Source organism: Paenibacillus cisolokensis, assembly GCF_018403665.1.
GTDB classification, from domain to species: Bacteria; Bacillota; Bacilli; order Paenibacillales; family Paenibacillaceae; genus Paenibacillus_AH; species Paenibacillus_AH cisolokensis.
Genome location: NZ_BOVJ01000019.1, coordinates 1 through 18313 on the forward strand (window position 1 = coordinate 1; position 18313 = coordinate 18313).

Genomic DNA, 18313 nt, shown 5'->3' on the forward strand with positions numbered 1-18313 from the left:
ACTTGACAGGGTGCAGTTCAAGGTCATTCAAGACCTTTTGGGACAGCCCCGTTCTCGGCTATTGCCGCCGTCCTTGCCAGCTATTCCGGGCTCTTCCGGCTGCTCGCCTTCACGTTCTTCACGTTGCTTGATCGAACGCAAGGACAACCTGCAGTCCCGGTTCCGTCCGCTGATCCAGCATCTGATAAGCTCTCTTGCCGTCGCGAAACGGCACGACATGCGTAATCAGCTCCTGCAGCCGCAGCTTCCCCTCTTGCACCAGCCGAAAGACCGTTTTCTCCAAACGCAATCGATCCCAGCGATGGCTCAGCTCCGGCGCGATGCCGCCGATCTGGGAGCAGATGACCTGTATCCGGTTATGATGGAATTCCTCGCCGAGATACAAGCCGGCCCCCTCTCCCTGGTAAAATCCGGCGCTGACTACCCGTCCGTTGTAAGCGCAGCTGCGTATCGCCTCGTGAAGGGCAGGATAAAATCCCGAAAAATCGATCGCGACATCGGCCCCCCTGTTCCCGGTCAGCTTTTTGATTTCCTTGGCCGCATCGCAGCTGCCGCTGTTCAGGACAATATCCGCTCCCAGCTTCCGCGCAACATCCAACCGGTAATCGTCCACATCTACAACAATGACGGACCCGCCGTTCAGTCTGACCAGTTGGGCGGCAATTTGTCCCGGAACGCCCTGGCCGAATACCGCAACCGTCTCTCCGACATGAATATTGGCGTCCAATACGGCATTGAGGGCGATGGCGCCCATCTGCGAATAGATGCCTACGACGGGATCGAGGCCCTCGGGCAGCCTGTGTTCCCGGGCATACGCTTCGTTCGTGACATGGGTCGATTTATGACCCCACGCACCGTAGACGATATCTCCGATCCGGATCGTCGTCACGCCGCTTCCCGCTTCGACGACCTTGCCCACTTCCTCGTAGGCCCAGCAGCCTTTGATCGGATACAAAGGAGCGTAGTCGGTGCGGGCTTCGAACAGATTCGACTCCGGATTGCGCCGCTTGCTTACCATCGGGTTGGTGCCCCGGTAAGCCGTCAGCTGGGTGCCGGCGCTGATCCCGGAATACAGCGTCGCCAAGCGGACTTCATCCGGCTGCAAAGGCTTCTCGTCGTACGCTTCGGCTTGTATCGTTCGGGGCGCGGTGAATACCAACGTTTCTCCCATGTTTCATCCCTCTCTTCGTTACGTCTCCATAACCAGACGATCGACATTCCGGTTCAAAGGCTTTTTTCATCTCCGCACAGTGCGGCCGCGCCTTCAGACATCCCCTTGCCGCTTCAGCGCATCGATAATCATGTTGAAAATGACAAGATCCTGCTTGTAATCTTCCGGCGTCGTCTTCGGCTCACGATCTCCGGTAATGACGTCATGCAAATATTTCAACTCGAGCGTATAAGGATCGGTGAAGGTCGGCCGGATCACGGTTTCCTTGTATGCTTCGCCTTCGGTCTCATGTATGTGCAGCATAGTAGGGAGATGGCGGATGTAAGGCGTATCGTACTGCACCTTCACCGATTTGCGGCTCGAATACACTTCCACATGCGCGTCAAAGCGGCCCTGCCGATCGATGCCGGTCTCATAGGTGACGGAGAAATCGCCGTAATCGAGAATCGCATTCAGGAAGATGCAGCCGTCGTTCCGGGACACCTTCGCCCCGATTACGCCTTCGGGCATGCCCAATGCTTCCCGCATCGCGGACAGATCGTGGCTTCCCAGACCGCACAACAAACGGTACACCGGGATCAATGGCGAGTCCGGCTTGAGGCCGGTCGCCTCCGCTCCGAGCCGTTCCGCTCTTGCTTTACGGTCCGCCATGGCGGCCTCCGGTATGTCGTCGAACGAAACGGTACGGCTGGTCTGCCTGATAAAATAGCTGTTCGGTCCGATTATATCCCGCACTCGCGCATAGGTGATCCGATCGAAACCGCCGATTTCCTTGACGGCTTCCGCGAACGAAGCCGCATAACGCCGCATATAGCCGACCATGATCTTGACGTTGTTGCGGTCTCTCGCTTCCATGATCGCATCCGCTTCGGAGTGCGTGAGACACATCGGCTTTTCAATGAACACATGCTTGCCCTGATTGGCAGCGGCGATCGCGCATTCCGCGTGATATTCGTCGCTGTTCAGCACGAATACGACGTCCAGATCCTCCTGCTTCACCAGCTCGTTCATATCCGTATACAGATCCGCCACCTGATATTGTCTGCCGAGCCGCTCGACGAGCCCCGGCGAAATATCGCATAAGGCGGCAATCCGGAATTGTTCGGGAAGCGACTGCAGCACAGGCAGATGGATGACCTGCGCCACTTCTCCGAGACCGACAAGTCCGACATTCAATCGTTTACGGTTCATCCTTGGCACGCTCCTGACATTATAGAATCGGGCTGCAAAAAATCAGGAAGAAATTTTATGCTTGTATTCCGTCGGATTCATGCCGGTCATCTGCTTGAAGCGCTGATAGAACGTATCGAGCGTCACATATCCGACCTTCTCGGCGATTTCGTAAACCCGAAGCTGATCCTTCCGAAGAAGCTCTTTCGCCTTCTCGATTCTCAGTCTCGTGACGTACTGGCTGAACGACTCGCCGAACGTAGCTTTGAACAATTGGCCCAGGTAAGCCGGGTTTTTGTAGACATGCGCGGATATCATTTTCAGGCTGATGTCATCCGAATAATGCTCGTCGATAAACGCTTTCACCTCCTGCATCACATCCGGAAGCCTCGCAGCTCTCAGTTCGGATAAATATTGCGCGGTGCGCCGGCTCAGTTCCCCGATCCGTTGCCGCAAAGCGTCCAAGGAACGCTTGACGAATACCGTTTCGTATTCCTGCAGCCGTTCACCGAATATTCGGCTTACGTCTCCGTTATATTCCCGCACCAGACGAACCATGCCCATAATCAGTTCAAGGCAAAGTCCTCTGACCAATTCCGGCGTTTTCGCACTGGTCCGGATCTTCTCAAAAAACAAGTCGAGCTCCCGGTTCAGCCGGACCGGGTCCGTATCGTCCAGCGAGCGGATAATCGTGTCGATATTGAACGGAGCCTGCCCGGCGGAAGGCCGATCGCCCGAATGATAATACCGTTCCAACTGGCCATAATGGAACACCCCTCCTTTCCCTTCGAGCAGCATATATTCCAGGGCCTGAAGCGCTTCGTGACGGGATTGGCGGATCGATTGCCAGCTTCGGTAAGGCTTGCCGATGCCGATCGAAACCGAAATTTTGACAAAGCGTCTCAGCGAATCTCTGATCTCCGAGCATAACGTCTCCAATTCCGGCCGCTTCCGCGGGTCATGCCGCAGCAGCATGCCTATGCGCTCCTGCGAATCCTCGTACGTTTGCAACCATCCGCGCTTGTACCCGATTTCGGCCGCAATGTTCCGGATCATGAACCGCTTCAGGTCCAGCTCCGATTCCGAGCATTCGGCCACATACCGCTCATAATCGTCCATCTCCAGAAGCAGAACCTGGAAACATTCATCATCTTCGCAGTGCAGCATATCTCCGATCAATTTCAGTTCGTCCGGCTTGACGAGCTTGCCGCGGCATAATTCCTGAAGCCACTTTTCCTGTATAAACTGGCGTTCTGCCCGTTCTCGGCCGCGAAGCTGATCACGTTCGTCGAGCAGCGCTTTCGCTTTGTCCATGCACTGCGCCAACGACTGCCTCGTTAACGGTTTCAGCAGAAAATCGAGCACGCCCAGCTGAATCGCTTCTTGCGCGTAATGGAATTCACCGTATGCGCTCATGACTACAACGGCGATTTCCGGAAATTGCCGCCTCACTTTACGAATGTATTCCAAGCCGTCCAGCACCGGCATACGGATGTCCGTGATGACGAAATCCGGGCGCCAGATCGGCATGTACGCCAAAGCTTCCGCTCCGTTCGCCGCTTCCCCGACGATGCGGAAACCGCATTCCTGCCAATTCACGAGCAATTGCAGCCCTTCTCTGACATCGGCTTCGTCGTCCACGATAATGGCTCTATACATCGGCACGGCCTCCTCCATTGCGAATCTGTAATGGCAGCAGCAGCGTCACTTTCGCGCCTCTCGGAGCGATGCGCTCCAGTTCGACGCCGAACGGCTCCCCGTACAGAGACACGATCCGGTCATGAACATTGCGCAGTCCGATGCTTTTCGTCCCGCTCTCCGGACCGTTATTTTGCAGGGATTGTCGTACTTCCTCCAGCTTCTCGGGCGCAAATCCGGCGCCGTTATCCTCGACCGCGATTCGCAGCGTCCGTTCGTCCGTCCGGACCGACAGATGCAGCAGGCAATTCGTCGCGCTTTTCTCAATACTGTGAATAATCGCATTCTCCACAATCGGCTGAATAATGAACTTGGGAATCCGCAGCCCTTCCGCCGCCGGATCGACTTCCAGCACGAACCTGATTTTCTCTTTGAACCGCAGCTGCTGCAGCCGGATATAGTCCCGGACAAACCCCAGTTCCGTTTCGACCGGAATGAAATCGTCCTGCCAGCTGATGGTTCTCCGGAACAACTGGGCCAGCAGCTCGATTTTTCAACCGTTTCGTCGTCCCTGCTTCGGAGCGCGCCGGTACGGATCGAATCGAGCGTATTAAACAAAAAATGAGGATTGATCTGGCTTTGAAGCGCTTTCAACTCTGTTTGTTTTTGCTTGAGCTCCAGATCTTTCCGCTTGATCTGACTTTCGTATACTTCTTCGACAAACTCTCTCAATCTTGTGGACATCAGGTTGAAGGTATGGCCCAGCTCGGCGATTTCATCTTTGCCTTCGATTTCGACGACGTCTCCAAACCGTCCGTGGCGAATGGCGTTCATTTTCTTCGCAAGCAAGCGGATTCTCTTGGTCAATTGCCAGGTGACGAGCAGCACCGCCCCGACCGACCATATCAATAGCAGCATGGTAACCGCAATGCCCCAATTCCGTTTACGCTTGGCCTCGTTCAACAGATAAGAATCCGGTATAACCGTATACACTTTCCAGTCCAGCAGATCGCTTGTCGAATGTATAGGTTCGACGAACAAAAGGGAGTTCCTGCCGTCGAACTCGGCCTGCACGTAACTCTCGTCCGCCTCGAGCAGCGCTTTATCGATATATTGATACAGCGGAGTTCCGAGCAGCTCTCTCCGGTTCGAAGAAATGATCTCGCCGCCCGGATTGACGATGAAAATAAACTTTTCATGATGGCTCTCCTCCGAAATCAAGGAATAGAGATGCTTCTCGTTAATTTCCATCAACAACACGCCGACGATCGAATTGTTCACAAGCAACGGCCGGGCAAAAGAGAAGACGGGAGTGATCGGAATAGCGGCATCCTTCGACTTGTCGACCAATCCTTGCCATACGAGGCCTTTGCCATGCCGCTTGACTTCCTGGTACCATTCGGCGGAGCGAACCGCTTCATCCGCGTATGCGATATGGGTGTGATCGAGCAGCAGGCTGTTGTTTTCCACGTACACCGTAGCCTTCAAATACGGGTTGACTACCGAGTATCGGCCGATCTCGTTGGCAATGATCTTGGTGTGCCCGTCCAGCTGCTCCTGCCAGTCGTCCGGAGGTTCTCCGAGAAACATTTTTAATTCCTGATGGGAAATGATCAGGTTCGACATCTGAATATACGTCAGCAGACGTTCCCGCAAATTTTCTCTTATTTGCTGCTGCGAAGCCCGCGTCGTCTTGATCGTATGATCCAGCACCATATTGTACATCTCGTTCGTAAAATAATAGCCCAGCACGGTTAACGGCGCGATAATGAACATCAACAGGATGAGAATCAGCTTGTGCCGCAGTTTCATGCCCCGTCCCCCAAAGCGTCGTTTCGTCGTTTCCTTTCATGATATATGCTTCCCTATTCTATCATCGAAATCGCTCGTCCTGTACCCGCCGTTCCAAACTTATATAATTTGCCGGGATATTTTATTCATTTTGCATGAAGGAAACCGTCCTCCGCTGCAGTACAATCGAATCGAAGCGCATCGTGAACTCTATCTAAGTCTATTGGAGGTGGAATTACGGATGAGCCTTAAACGATCGAGAAAATTATGGGTTGCGCTTGCCCTGTCGTTGACGCTTTTATTCGCCTGGGCAGGCATCGCCGCCGCGGAAGACCTGACCGTCAACATGAATGAAGTCGTCAGTGAAATCGAGTATCCGTTCTTCGGCGTCAATTATGTGGCTTTCTGGGACTCGATCCAGGGAAGTAACGCCAGCAAAGAAGCTTTGAAGAGGTCCGGTATTCAAGTTATACGTTTTCCGGGCGGCGCGCCTGCCGAATGGTACGACTGGTCCGATCCGTATGCGGACGGCTGGAGCAGCACCGGCACTGCCGATTTATGGAACTTTGCAAAAGACATTCCTGCCAAATTGCTTCTTCAAACCAACCCCACAAGCAACCACAACAATAACCCTTCCGGTACGCACGCCGCCAATTGGGTGGCATATACGGTCAACAACGATATAGACGTCCCGTTCTGGGAAGTGGGCAACGAGCCCGATATTGAAATCGAAACGCCGAACGATTGGACAAACTTCCAGCCTTATATCGATAAATTTAACGAGCATGCCGCAGCCATGAAGGCGCAAAACAGCGCGATCAAAGTATTCGGACCCGTCGGGACGAACGCCTGGTATTGGTGGGGCCTCAACACGCTGGATATGTTCCTGAACAAAACCGGCAACCGGTTCGGAACGGGACTCGTAGACGGCGTATCCCTCCATTGGTATCCCGGGCCAGGGGAACCGACGACCGGCTATGATCAAATCAAAGCGCTGCCGCAAACGTGGCAGTCCAGCTACAACTTCATCCGGGGCAGAATCCAGGCCAACGACACCCGGAATTTGCCTGTCTTCATCACCGAGACGAATGCCGCGACGCCGCCGTTCGTCCCGGCCGGAGAAGTCAGCCAACGAATGGCTTCCGCGCTTGCCAACGCGGACTTGCTCGGCGCGATGCGCAACTCCGGCGTCCAACATGTGTCGTTGTTCGGTGCGATTCACAACGTAGATGACAATTACGGCCTGTTGTACGGCCAGAACGAATCGAGGCCGGCCGACACGCCGACGCCGACTTACTTTATCTTCCCGATCTGGACCCAGTCCGGCAATACGGTCATTGACGTCGACGGATTGGTCGATCCAAGCAACACGCTTGTCGCATATGCTTCCAAGAAGTCGTCCACCAGCTCGCAGGTGCTTGTCATTAACAAAACCGGCGCCTCGCGAACGGTCAATCTGAGCTTTAACGGCATGACGATTCAAGGCGGCAATGTCAAGATATACGAGCTCAGACCGAGCGGCGGCGGCGCATGGGACAGGGACGTGTATTATAACGGCGTGTTAAATCCAAGCGTAACGAGCGGAAGCCTGCCGGCGCCGTATTCCTTCGCCGTCAGCGGCGCCAGCTACAGCCGCAGCGTTCCGGCCTACTCCATTACCTTGTTTGACTTTACCGCCTCCGGCGGAGGCTCTTTCGATCCGGCACACTACCATTTCGAAGACGGCCAGCTTCACGGCTTCTACCAGGAAGGCGGCGCTGCGGTGTCCAGCAGTACGGACCGCAGTTTCGCCGGCAACCGGTCGCTCAAGATCGGCATTAACGGAAACGGAACGTATATGGCCAGCAGAGACACGCCCGCCGTGCCTGCCGGTTCGACCGTTACGTTCCGGGTGTGGGTGCCCGACGGCGCGAATCTGGCGTCGATTCAGCCTTACGTGATGAGCCAAAACTGGACGTGGTACGGCAATTACCGGACCTATGCCGGCTTGGTCAAAAACGGCTGGAATACGATCGCCGTTCAAGTGCCTTCCGGCGCGGCAACGCCGATGTCGCGGCTCGGCGTGGAGGTGAAGACCAGCTCTTCGTGGAACGGTTCCGTATATGTAGACAGCATTTCCTGGTAGTTCGCATCCAGGGGGGCGCGCATTCGCTGCGCGCCTCCTTCGATCGATTGCTTGACTCAAGGCGATAATGTCCGTTCTTTTTATAGCGGAAAACAGTCCCGACATAACAGGGACTGTTCCGCATGTCCATATTTCGATGTTCCCGTTAATCAAGGATTCAGGATTTGAATCCGCTTCTCCAATTGCGGGTTGATCGTGTTGTGATTTTCGAGATATTCCGTAAAAGCGTCCCGCAAAAAGTGTTTCGTTTTCAGCAGCTGCGTCGTCTCATTTTTCAGCATGTCGAATTTATCTCCGCCGCCGGTAAGAAAGTCGTTGGTCGCCACCTTGTACTTTTTGGTTTTATCGATCGGCTGGCCGTCCACCAGAACTTCGACAATTCTAGAACCGCTCGGTTTGGCGGCATCGAACGTATATTGGAGTCCCGATACTTGCAGGAATCCGCCGGCCGCTTCCGGATAAGAGGAGACCCCATGCTCGAGCGCGTCCCAAATCGTCTGGCCGCTCGCTTCCACCATTACGACGGTATTGTCAAATGGCAAAACCGCGTATATATCCTCAAGGGTCACGTCCCCTTTGGCGATACTGGCCCGTACGCCGCCGCCGTTCTGAAGCGCGATATCCGCTCCGGTCAATTCGATCAGGCTGTCCGCGATCGCGTTCGCGAGGTTGGATTCCTTCAGACGAACGGTTTGTCTTTCGCCGTCAAGGTCCGTCAGCGTATGTCCGACGACTTCTTTCATTTTGTCGTCGATTTGATCGCTGTAATGTTGAATCAGATTGGCGACTGCGGGATCTTCCTCCAGATTGTCCGTCATAAAAATATGGGCGAAGTTCAAGCCGATCATTTGGCCGTTCAGAAATTGAATATTGATTTGGTTCAAAGTTTCCGCATGCTTGCCGGGAGATATGAGCCAGGTGTCTCCGATTTTTGAGGAAAGGCGACGATATCTTGTCCGCCGCCGATCTCGATATCGATCCCGTTCACCCGAGTCGGCAATACTTTATTGTCGCCGTGCAGGTGGGCCAGTCCGATGATCAGATCCGTCCGCTCCTTTATTTCGTCCACCGCCTTTTGGGCCGCTTCGAAATGATCCTCGAAGGTGATTCCCTCGACGTTCTTCGGATGCGTATAGAAGGCGCTCTGGTCATCGGTGACGCCTACGATGCCGATCTTAATGCCGTCCACTTCCTTGATGACGGACGGTTTCAGGAAATCCGGCCGCTCTCCATGATAAAGCGTATTGGCCGACAGAAACGGGAATTTGGCGTTGCCTGCATTGCGCTTTAATACTTCGAACGGAAAATCGAAGTCGTGATTGCCGAGTACCATGGCGTCATATTTCATTTCATTCATGACAGCAATCGTGGAAGCTCCCTCGGTCAGATTGCCGATGTTCGTATTATACGGCGCGTCGCCCGCGTCCACCAGCAATGTGTTCGGTTGAACGCTGCGGATGCGGTTGATGGCTTGACTCATTTTGGCCAAACCGCCGATCTCGCTTTCTGCGCCATTCGGCTTGTAAGGCTCGAGGTGCGAATGGATGTCGGATGTTGCAAACACCGTTACGATTTTAAATTCGGGATGGAACAGAATAGCATGCAGGCTCCCTGCCGCTTCTTCCCTTGTTATCGCATCGCCGGACTGCGCCATTTCCGCACTGGCCAGTCCCAAATCCACCATTTTCCTTTTGAAGTCGATCGGCTGCTCGGCGCCAAAATGGTTTTGCCCAGCATCTCGACCCACTGCGCCTTCGTCACGGTGTAGTTAGGGCGATAACGATCGTTCGCGACCTCATCGGACTTCACTTTCAGCACGCCTTCGATGTACGGCAATCCCCAGTGACGCTCAATATCCGCCGCCGACGGAATGGAAAAAGAATCGTCGATGACGCCGAGCGGATCGGTGTAGGTGAACGTCTTTTTCATTTCGGGATTTTTGCGCTCGATCGGTTGAATCGGGCTTAAGTGGAACCCCCGCACCAGCAATGCCGCGGCTTCAGCCTTCGTAAGCAAACGTTGAGGATAAAACCGGCCGTCCGATGATCCGGTAATCACTCCCCTGCTATACAATGCTTCGATTTGCTCCTTGTACGCCGACGAGCCGATGTCGGAAATTCCGGACTTTGCCTGAACCGGAAACGTTGTGCCCAAGAAGGCGATCATGAGCAGAATAACGGACATGCTTGCCAGGCCTTTTTTCATCTGTGTTCATCTCTTCCCATCGTTGTATGTACCTATTACAACGTAAAGGATCAATGTAAAGCGAGTATTGCGCGGAGATTAATATTTTGAAAACAGGGCACGAGCTATTCCAGTCCTTTCAGACGAAATGACGCGTAATGCGTATGGCTTCCCTTGGAGTTGGAAAACCGATCATGCCGTTCAAGTACGGGCGGTCCCGATCCACATACACCAGTTTGACCTCGCCGTCTACGGCGATTTCAAACCGGTTGCCCTGAGCCTTGACCCCGATCCGGTACTCTTGGTCAGCCGACCAGTTCAAATCGACGCTTGCCAGTTCTCGATAGCCGTTGTCGTTTTTATACAGACAAAGCCGGTTGCCCTCGGCCAATCCGGCGGCATAGGAACGAATCCCGCCCTGCACACGGAATTGGATATTGTGATAACCGCCGAGCTTCGGAATAACCGTTGCGGTGAATTCATAATCCCGCCAGTTCAAATCTCCGGTGTAGCATTCCGCCGTTTCCCCGTAATAGCTTCCGCTCAGCTTTCCTTCGTCGAGCGTCCATTTACCCCGCAAATACGTGAATTGGCTGACTTCGATATGCGTACCGTGCCACTTTTCCAGCCGCTCATGCGCGAAGTCGATGGCATAATCCGGGCTGCCCGTGAAATCTACGTCATCCACGTACACGACGAGCGGTCCCCATCCGCCCTCCGGGATAAACTCTATGCCGGCTTCCAGCAAGCACGCGTTGTCGAGCGCCGGAATGCGGTAGCTCAAATCGAGCCATTGACCCGGCACAACCGTTAATTTCTCCGCATAATGGCGGGTGTCCGCATTCCGGTCCCGCACATACAGTCTGCACTGCATGCTTCTGCTCTCCGACGCGGGCACCTTAACCTTCGCCTTGATCGTTTGCCCCGGATAAAGTTTCGGCGAGAAGCTCGGATCGTACCTGCTGTCGTTGAAGTCTTCAGGACGGTAATACGTCTGGAGGTAGACGCGATAGCCGAAACCGCCGCTTGACCGGTCAAATACCGCTTTGAGCGACCGTTCTCCGCTTGCCGCTTCTTCGGCCGTATTTTCCACAAAGCTTGTAACGTGCTGGTCCTTGTTGTCCCAATCGGTGCGGAACGCATGCGTAGAACCGGGAAACTCGAAATGATATTGCGGACTTTCGCCGTTCAAGATCGGCTTCCACTTGCCGCGAGGCTCCGCGCCGGCGATTTTATAGCCGAGCTTCGCGATATATTCCGCGCACCATGGCAGATCGAGCGCGTTCAGCGAGCCGATAACGCTGGAGCAGCACAGAAAGTCGTTGATCGGTTTCCGCCAGGACGGATTGATCCCCTCCAGTCCTACCAGCACCCCCATAATCGTGCCGACGTTCCCGACATTGCAATCCGTATCCCAGCCGCACATATTGCAAATATTGATGGCCCGCGAAAAATCGCCGCCGGAGTACAATAACGACAAGATGATTACCGCGGCATTCGGAATAATATGGCACACGCCCGGGTAGCGGTCATATCCGAAATGATCGTATACGAACCGGAAGCAATCGCGCCAGTTGTCGGGATGCTTGCGGTGAAAGTCGATGACGGCCCGGGCCATTCGGGCATATTCGCAATCGGACGGGATGACGGACAGCCCCGCCTCGATAATGCTGTGTACATCCCGCTCCGTGAACGCCGCCGCAATGCAGGCCGCGATAAACATGCCGCCGTATTTGCCGTTGCCGTCATGCGATACGCTTGCGATCTTCTCCGCATAATGAGCGGCAAGCGGAGCGTTCCCGGGCGCGATAAGCCCCCACACATCGATGAAGATTTGCCCTCCGATCTGCTCGGCGACGGCGGCGCCGTTCTGCTCGATGGACCCTGAGCGCGGAGCCGGTATCCCGTTCCTCAAATTCAGGTATGCCGTATGCTCCGTAGACTTGCCGTAACCGCCCCACCAAAAGAAGCCGTGGCCGTCAGGCGCGTAATTGAGCCAGGTCAGCCCCATCTGCTCCGCGGTAATATCCGGCGTATGCGTATAATCCTCCAGCGCTCTCAGGAAGAACAGCGGGCCGTTCGTATCGTCGTCCGCCGCAAAATTTTTAAAATGATGCAAATACGTCGTAATTTCACCGAAGGTGCGCTGCAGCTGCTCATACGTCCAGCCTTCCACATTGCCGCCGTGACGGACGCCGATTACCTTGCCGACCCAACCGGCATACACCTTCTCGATATAATTCTCCGGTATCGGATGATTCGTATGAATCGTCTTGACACTCGATTCGATGGTTGACAAACGTTTCCACTCCTTTGCAATCGATTTTGCCGCTATTCGGGAAATACCGGCTCTTCGTCCTGTTCCGTGCGCAAAATGAACAAAGCGGACTGCTCGCGATACGCTTGCGGCGTCATCCCTACAATCTGGCGGAATGCGCGATAAAACGGGCTAATATTTTGAAAGCCGCAGCTCATGCAAATTTCCGTTACGGTCCGTTCCGTCCCTGACAGCAGCTTCTTCGCTTCATTGATGCGCAATTGCGTCAAATATTCTTTAAAACCCTCGCCCATAATGTGCTTAAACAAATGCCGGGCTCTGGAACAGCTCAGCTTGAGCTGCTTCGCCATATCTTCCAGGCCGATATTTTCGCGGAAGCGGTCCCGCAAAAAAGCGAGCGCAGGCTGCAGCCGCATATATTGCTCATATATTTGGTTAAATTGTTCCTTATAGCCCGGATGATTGCTGTAGTGACGGAAGAGCAAGGCGCATATTTGCAGCAAAAGGCCTTTCATGATCTGGCGGTGTCCCGCCTGCTTGTTCAACTGTTCGGTTCGCATTTGACGGATCAATTCCCCGATTTGCCGGGCGGCCGGCAGCTCCTTGGCCATTTTATTCGTAAACTTCTTCGGATTATAGACGAATGGCAGCAGCAGCTCCTTGTCGCCGTCGCCGAACAGCTCGGGCCTGAAGTTGACAAACAAATAGTTGCTCGGATCTGCGGCATCCGATTGCGCGATATGACGCTCCAAATTGTTGACGACAAAAATATCCCCTGCGGTCACCTCGTACGTTTTATCGCCGAAATAAAACCAGCCTTTCCCGGAAAGGCACAGGCCGATCTCCAGGGATGCGTGCCAGTGGAACGGCTCGACGTAGGTGCGGGGAGACCACTCGTCGACTCGAAGCGGCATCTCATGATCGTAACGGTACTTTTCTTCCACCTTCTCACCCTTGCGCCCCGATGTTGCGAAATACGCTATAGCTCCGATTCGCGCATTCCGAAATCGCGATCGGGTTAAAGCCTTTTATTCCCGCATACAGCGTATCATGAAATCGGCCGGTCCATCGCTGCGGCAGACGGCTCGCCCCGAGCATCGCGCCCATAACGGACCCCGCCGTCGCGCCGTTGCAGTCCGTATCCCAGCCGCCGAGTACAGCGGTCGTAATCGCTTTCTCGAAATCTCCCCGGGCATAGATCAGGGCGGCGGCGACCAGCGCGGCATTGTTGTTCGTATGAACCCAGTGGTAGTGATTGAACCGGTCCCATATCCGGCCGACCAATTCCTCCTGGCTTGTCGAGGACCGGGCAATTTCGATCGCGGCCCGCACATCGGCGGCAAGCCTGGACGTGCCGGGAATTTCGCTCAAGCCGATTTCGACAGCCTCGTCGATGTCATCGGTGACGAATGCGGCGGATATCATCGCCGCGGCGAACATCTCGCCGTAAATCCCGTTTTTCACATGGGAGAACGAAGCGTCCCGCCATGCCAGCTCCGCGGCCAGCTCCGGATTGCCCGCCGCCCCATAGGCCCAGCCGTCGGCGCGAATCATCGCTCCGATCCATTCCCGGTACGGATTGAGATGCATGCGGACTTTATCCTTCGCCGCCTGCCATTGCTCCTCGCCGATATCCCCGGCCGGTCAAACAAACGGTGAAAATTGACATACGCTTGTCTCTCCGCCGTAAAGACCTCCCCGCAGTCCAGGTATTCGTGCCAGAGCTTCCCGATATCCGGCGTGCTCCAATTCAGACCTTTGCGTTCCAGCATAATCAAGCCGATAATCGTATACCGGAGATCGTCATCCGTCTCCATGTACCGGATATTTTCCCGATAGCTCGGTTCGGAGCCCCACGGCTGCAGACGCAGGCCCAGCTCTTCGGCGCGGGAGCGGCCCGGCGTATAATCGCGAATCGGCCAGGCGTCCGCGCCCTGGAACCAGAGCATAATGTTTTTCCATCCCGGGTTTCCCATCGCTCCCGCAACGAACGGCTCGTATTCCAGCGGCTTGCCCAAGGCGCAGCCGGCGCATCGCCCCAACCACGCGCCATAAAATTTGTCCTTCCATCGCTCCTCCGGCCAGTCGCGCGTGATTTTCCTCGGTCCTTCCGGCCGGAGATTGCGGATTCCTGCCAAATCCGAAGGTTCCGCGAACGGAAAGTCATGGGCGACCGGCAGCGCCTGCAGCTCGTCATACAGCTGCTGCTGCTTAAGCTCATCCGCCGGCAAGTTCGCGACCTTACTCTCAAATTCGGCCACATCGCTGCCTTCCTCTTTCTTCTGAATCAACTCCAGCCTGATCAGATTCGGCAATTGATCGTAGTACTCCATATCCGCCACCCCGCTACAATTCAAGATACCATTCTCATCTTCATCTTATATAATTATGAGGACGATCGTCTTGCTATAATCAGCTGAAAAATTTCGAAAAACGGCTATAATTCCTTTTCATTGTTTCTGTAAGGCAGCGTAATATAAACCGAAGTGCCCGAACCTGGGGAGCTTCTCACGGACAACCCGTATTCCTTTCCGAAATGCAGCTTGATCCGCTCATTCACATTCCGCAACCCGTAGCCGCTCTTCCGCTCGCCGTTCCCCTCTTCTTTCAGCAAAGCGTCCGCAACCTCCGGCGCGATGCCGACGCCGTCGTCCGTCACCTCCAGCAAGATGCTGCCTTGAATGAAGCTGCCTTTAATTAAAATCGTAATTTGCTCCTTCTCGTTGCTCAGACCGTGCAAAATGGCGTTCTCCACGATAGGCTGCAAAATCAGCTTCAGCGTAACGGCGTCCATAATCGCTTCGTCCGCTTTATAAATCGGCCGGACACGGTTTTTCAAGCGGTATTGCTGAATATCGATGTAGGCTTTTATACATTCGAACTCTTCCCGGATCGTAATCATCTCTTTGCCCTTGCTCAAGGAAATGCGGTAGAACGTGGCGAGGCTCTCCACAATTTCGCACACTTCGAGGTTCCCGTTTTCCGTCCGAGCCAGCTGACCGTGGACAGCGTATTGTACAGGAAATGCGGATTGATCTGGCTCTGCAGCGCGGTAAGCTCGGCTTCCTTTTTCTTGATATTCAGCGTATAGACTTCATCGATCAAATATTTCATTTGCTCCGCCATCTGGTTGAAGCTGCGGTCCAGAACGGCAATCTCGTCATTCCCGCGCACGAATTGGCCGACCTCGATCTCCCCGTTCTTCATTCTTTGGATGCGCTTCAGCAAAACGGTCATGCGAGACATGATCAGATTCGAAAAGATCGCGATCAGAACGACGGAAAAGATCATGCTGACGAGAATAAACAGCAGCCCGTGATTCCGCATGTCGCGGGTTTCCTCCAGCAGCCGGTTGACCGGGATCATGTATACCATTTTCCACCCGTTTTTCAGTTGGCTGTACATGACCTTGTAATGGCCGTCGGCCTGCCGCCATAGAAATTCTCCTGCGGAATGCGGTGCTATCCGCTGAAAAACGGGCTGATCCAAAGCGGTCCCGAGACGCTCCCGCACATTCGAGGTAATAATTTCCCCGCCGGGCTCCACAAGGAAAATGTTTTTGTCCCCGCTTTCCTTGGACAGCAATTGATAAAGCTCCGATTCCTTGATTTCCAGCGTTAACAGTCCGACCGGCTGCCGCTCGCTGTAAAATTCCAATGGCCGGTTGTAGCTGAACACTCGGGTCGCCGCCGCATTGGGCTTCATGTTCACATCCCAGTACAAGCTGCCGTTCGGAACCGGAACGGTCTTGCCCCAGTAGCCTTTGTATCCCGAAGCCATCGCTTGCCGAAAGGACGGACGGGCTGCCATGTCCTTGTCGGCAAAGGCCAAGTACGGCGCCGCATTGTACAAGGTCGGATTCAGAAAATAAATGCTGACGGCGCGCAAATCGTTTTTGAATTTCAGCAGCACTTTCACACGCTGGATAAAAGCCTCTTCCACGGTCACGATCTCCAGCGCGGAGCTTTGACTGTAATCCTTCTGAAGATCCGTATTCAAGGCGGTATCGAAGTAAAAATGGTTGGCCAGCTCCTCGTAAGTAGACAACCGGGTTTCCATATTGTAGAGCAGCTGCTGCATGGAAACGCCGAATGTTCGGTTCGTTTGGTCTTCGATCATGCGGTTGGCTTTAAGCACGAGAAAAATACCCGTAAGCAGCAACGGCAAAAACACGGCAACCAAATACGAAATAATGAGTTTGGGCCTTAATTTGGCATTGTTGAATAGCGCATCCGGCAGCCGCTCAAGCCAGAATTTGATACGCATCTTTAAATTCACCCGGAGTCGTGCCGTAGAAATTTTTGAATACCGAGCAGAAATAGGAAACATTCTCATACCCGACGGCATGCGCGACTTCATTCACTTTCAATTCCGGGCGCCGCAGCAGCTCGCAAGCTTTTTCATTCTGGTCTGCACGATATAATCTTTCAGCGTCACGCCCGTTTCGTTCTTGAACAGCTTCCGCACATAACCCGGAGCGAGAAACACTTTTCCCGCTATATACTCGACGCTCAAATCCAGCATATACTCATCCTGGACGCATTGCTTGATCGTATGCACAACCTGCTCGTTTTTGCTTCCGCGGTGTGTCCTCGCCAGCTCGGCAATCCGTTCGATATACGAAACAACCCATACGGCAAGCGTGTCGATCGTCTCCTTCCGCATCATGTTTTCCCAGGGCGTTCCCGCTTGCTCGAACACGGATTTCAACAGATTTTTCTTCTCGGACATCGTTTGCAGCGCCGTATTGATCAGATCGGCGGCCACGAACCAGGCCTGCTCTCTCTTCATCTGCTTTCCTTGAAAGCAGCTCATGACAATCGATTTGATCTTGTCGAGCTCCGACATCAGAACCGCATCCGCCAATTCCTCTTTCATCCGGTGAACGACCACCGTAATCTCTTCCTGCGCCTCCTCGTCCTCCACATACCAGAGCACGTTGCGAGCTCCGAGGTAAAACTTCCGGTTCACGGCCATCCGGGCTTTCCGGTAACACGGATGAACGCTCGACATGCCGTCCTCCGCCAGGGCAAGGCCGATCGTCAAGGTCAATCCCGTTGCCTTCGAAATTTGCGCGATCCACGATTCGGCCGTCGTTTCCAAATGTTCTTCCATATCTTCCGGAGCCATCATAGATGAACAGGGAATGAGGACGGTATATTCCCCTTCCCGGGTCATAACGGGAGGCAGGGGCGTTTCCGCTTTGATAATTTGGCTGAGCTGACGGTACACCTGGATCGCTTTCATGTGCGGTTGATCCGGATCATTCCGTTCTGCCTGAGCCGCCGAAGCTTCCAGCTTGACGACCATGACTGCCGTTTTGCCGGCAGGCAATGCCAAGCCGTATGTCCGGGCTTGCTGAATCGTTCTGTCTCCATCGGCCTTGTCGATGCCGAGCAGCATATCCCGCAGGAACTGTTCCCGAAGCACAGGCAAGCTCGCTTCCACCTGATGCTTAAGACGAATCCCCTCCTCTTCGCGGTGCTTCTCCTCGGTAATTCGCCCTATCGCTTCCTCTATGGTTCGGATCAACGCGTCCTTGTTGATCGGCTTCATGAGATAAGCGATCGCATTTACGTCTACCGCATTGCGGGCCGCATCGAAATCTTCATAGCCGCTGATGAATATAAATTTGACGTTCGCATACCGTTTCTTCAATCGAGCGGCAAATTCGAGGCCGTTCATGCCCGGCATCCGCACGTCGGTAATGACCAGGTCCGGTTCTATGTCGGTAAGCGCTTCCAAAGCGGATTGTCCGTTCCATGCCTCGCCGATCACCGAGAGCCCCAGTTCCTCCCATGCATAGAGCGAACGAATGCCTTCCCGCTCCATGTCCTCGTCATCCACGATAAACATCTTCAGCATGACAATCCCCCTTTCCGGCAGTATAACAGTATATCAGAAGAAATCCGGAATGGCTCCCGTCATACGAACCGGAGCCATTCCGGAATGATAT

Annotated in this window: 14 protein-coding genes and 3 pseudogenes; 1 reads left to right on the forward strand and 16 read right to left on the reverse strand. The window is 54.2% G+C overall.

The window, feature by feature from the left end; all coding sequences use genetic code 11:
- Positions 1–118 precede the first annotated feature (118 nt).
- From PACILC2_RS02795 to PACILC2_RS02810, 5 genes and pseudogenes are all read right to left on the reverse strand, one after another.
- A complete protein-coding gene (locus PACILC2_RS02795) occupies positions 119–1171 on the reverse strand; it encodes a zinc-binding dehydrogenase (RefSeq protein WP_213527326.1) in 1053 nt (350 codons plus the stop codon).
- Positions 1172–1264: 93 nt separating this feature from the next.
- Positions 1265–2362, reverse strand: a complete 1098-nt coding sequence (locus PACILC2_RS02800) for a Gfo/Idh/MocA family protein (RefSeq protein WP_213527328.1) — start codon at positions 2360–2362, stop codon at positions 1265–1267.
- A 42-nt stretch (positions 2363–2404) separates the two neighbouring features.
- A complete protein-coding gene (locus PACILC2_RS02805) occupies positions 2405–4000 on the reverse strand; it encodes a response regulator (protein WP_213527330.1) in 1596 nt (531 codons plus the stop codon).
- A complete protein-coding gene (locus PACILC2_RS29130) occupies positions 3993–4511 on the reverse strand; it encodes a sensor histidine kinase (protein ID WP_372447025.1) in 519 nt (172 codons plus the stop codon). The genes PACILC2_RS02805 and PACILC2_RS29130 overlap by 8 nt, the downstream gene beginning before the upstream one ends.
- 38 nt (positions 4512–4549) lie before the next feature.
- A pseudogene (locus tag PACILC2_RS02810) lies at positions 4550–5791 on the reverse strand (sensor histidine kinase); the annotation flags it as partial.
- 220 nt (positions 5792–6011) lie between these two features.
- On the opposite strand from PACILC2_RS02810, the gene PACILC2_RS02815 reads away from it, so the two are divergent.
- Positions 6012–7895, forward strand: a complete 1884-nt coding sequence (locus tag PACILC2_RS02815) for a GH39 family glycosyl hydrolase (RefSeq protein ID WP_213527334.1) — start codon at positions 6012–6014, stop codon at positions 7893–7895.
- 149 nt (positions 7896–8044) lie between these two features.
- Here PACILC2_RS02815 and PACILC2_RS02820 read toward each other — a convergent pair whose 3' ends face one another.
- The 11 genes and pseudogenes from PACILC2_RS02820 to PACILC2_RS02865 all read right to left on the reverse strand — a co-directional run bounded on the left by PACILC2_RS02820 (position 8045) and on the right by PACILC2_RS02865 (position 18222).
- Positions 8045–8779 carry a bifunctional metallophosphatase/5'-nucleotidase gene (locus PACILC2_RS02820; RefSeq protein WP_213527336.1) on the reverse strand — a complete coding sequence of 245 codons (735 nt, stop codon included), beginning with the start codon at positions 8777–8779 and terminating at the stop codon, positions 8045–8047.
- Positions 8776–9570 (reverse strand): bifunctional metallophosphatase/5'-nucleotidase, encoded by a 795-nt coding sequence (locus tag PACILC2_RS02825; protein WP_213527338.1) that lies wholly within the window; start codon positions 9568–9570, stop codon positions 8776–8778. The genes PACILC2_RS02820 and PACILC2_RS02825 overlap by 4 nt, the downstream gene beginning before the upstream one ends.
- Positions 9525–10100 (reverse strand): S-layer homology domain-containing protein, encoded by a 576-nt coding sequence (locus PACILC2_RS02830; protein WP_213527340.1) that lies wholly within the window; start codon positions 10098–10100, stop codon positions 9525–9527. Before PACILC2_RS02830 ends, PACILC2_RS02825 begins: the two co-directional genes overlap by 46 nt.
- Positions 10101–10218: 118 nt before the next feature.
- Positions 10219–12378: an ADP-ribosylglycohydrolase family protein gene (locus PACILC2_RS02835; protein WP_244863188.1), complete on the reverse strand. Its 2160-nt coding sequence runs from the start codon at positions 12376–12378 to the stop codon at positions 10219–10221.
- 32 nt (positions 12379–12410) lie between these two features.
- Positions 12411–13301, reverse strand: a complete 891-nt coding sequence (locus PACILC2_RS02840; RefSeq protein ID WP_235593141.1) for an AraC family transcriptional regulator — start codon at positions 13299–13301, stop codon at positions 12411–12413.
- 4 nt (positions 13302–13305) lie between these two features.
- Positions 13306–13947 (reverse strand): ADP-ribosylglycohydrolase family protein, encoded by a 642-nt coding sequence (locus PACILC2_RS28370; protein ID WP_307860319.1) that lies wholly within the window; start codon positions 13945–13947, stop codon positions 13306–13308.
- A complete protein-coding gene (locus PACILC2_RS28375) occupies positions 13908–14714 on the reverse strand; it encodes an ADP-ribosylglycohydrolase family protein (RefSeq protein ID WP_307860320.1) in 807 nt (268 codons plus the stop codon). Before PACILC2_RS28375 ends, PACILC2_RS28370 begins: the two co-directional genes overlap by 40 nt.
- Positions 14715–14794: 80 nt before the next feature.
- Entirely contained in the window at positions 14795–15259 is a 465-nt protein-coding gene (locus tag PACILC2_RS02850; RefSeq protein WP_372447027.1) for a sensor histidine kinase, read from the reverse strand.
- Positions 15245–16623, reverse strand: a pseudogene (locus PACILC2_RS02855) (cache domain-containing sensor histidine kinase); the annotation flags it as partial. The pseudogene PACILC2_RS02855 and the gene PACILC2_RS02850, both read right to left, overlap by 15 nt.
- Positions 16601–16756, reverse strand: a pseudogene (locus PACILC2_RS29135) (helix-turn-helix domain-containing protein); the annotation flags it as partial. The pseudogenes PACILC2_RS29135 and PACILC2_RS02855, both read right to left, overlap by 23 nt.
- Positions 16723–18222, reverse strand: coding sequence for a response regulator (locus PACILC2_RS02865; RefSeq protein ID WP_213527346.1), 1500 nt, complete (start codon positions 18220–18222; stop codon positions 16723–16725). The gene PACILC2_RS02865 and the pseudogene PACILC2_RS29135, both read right to left, overlap by 34 nt.
- Positions 18223–18313 lie beyond the last annotated feature (91 nt).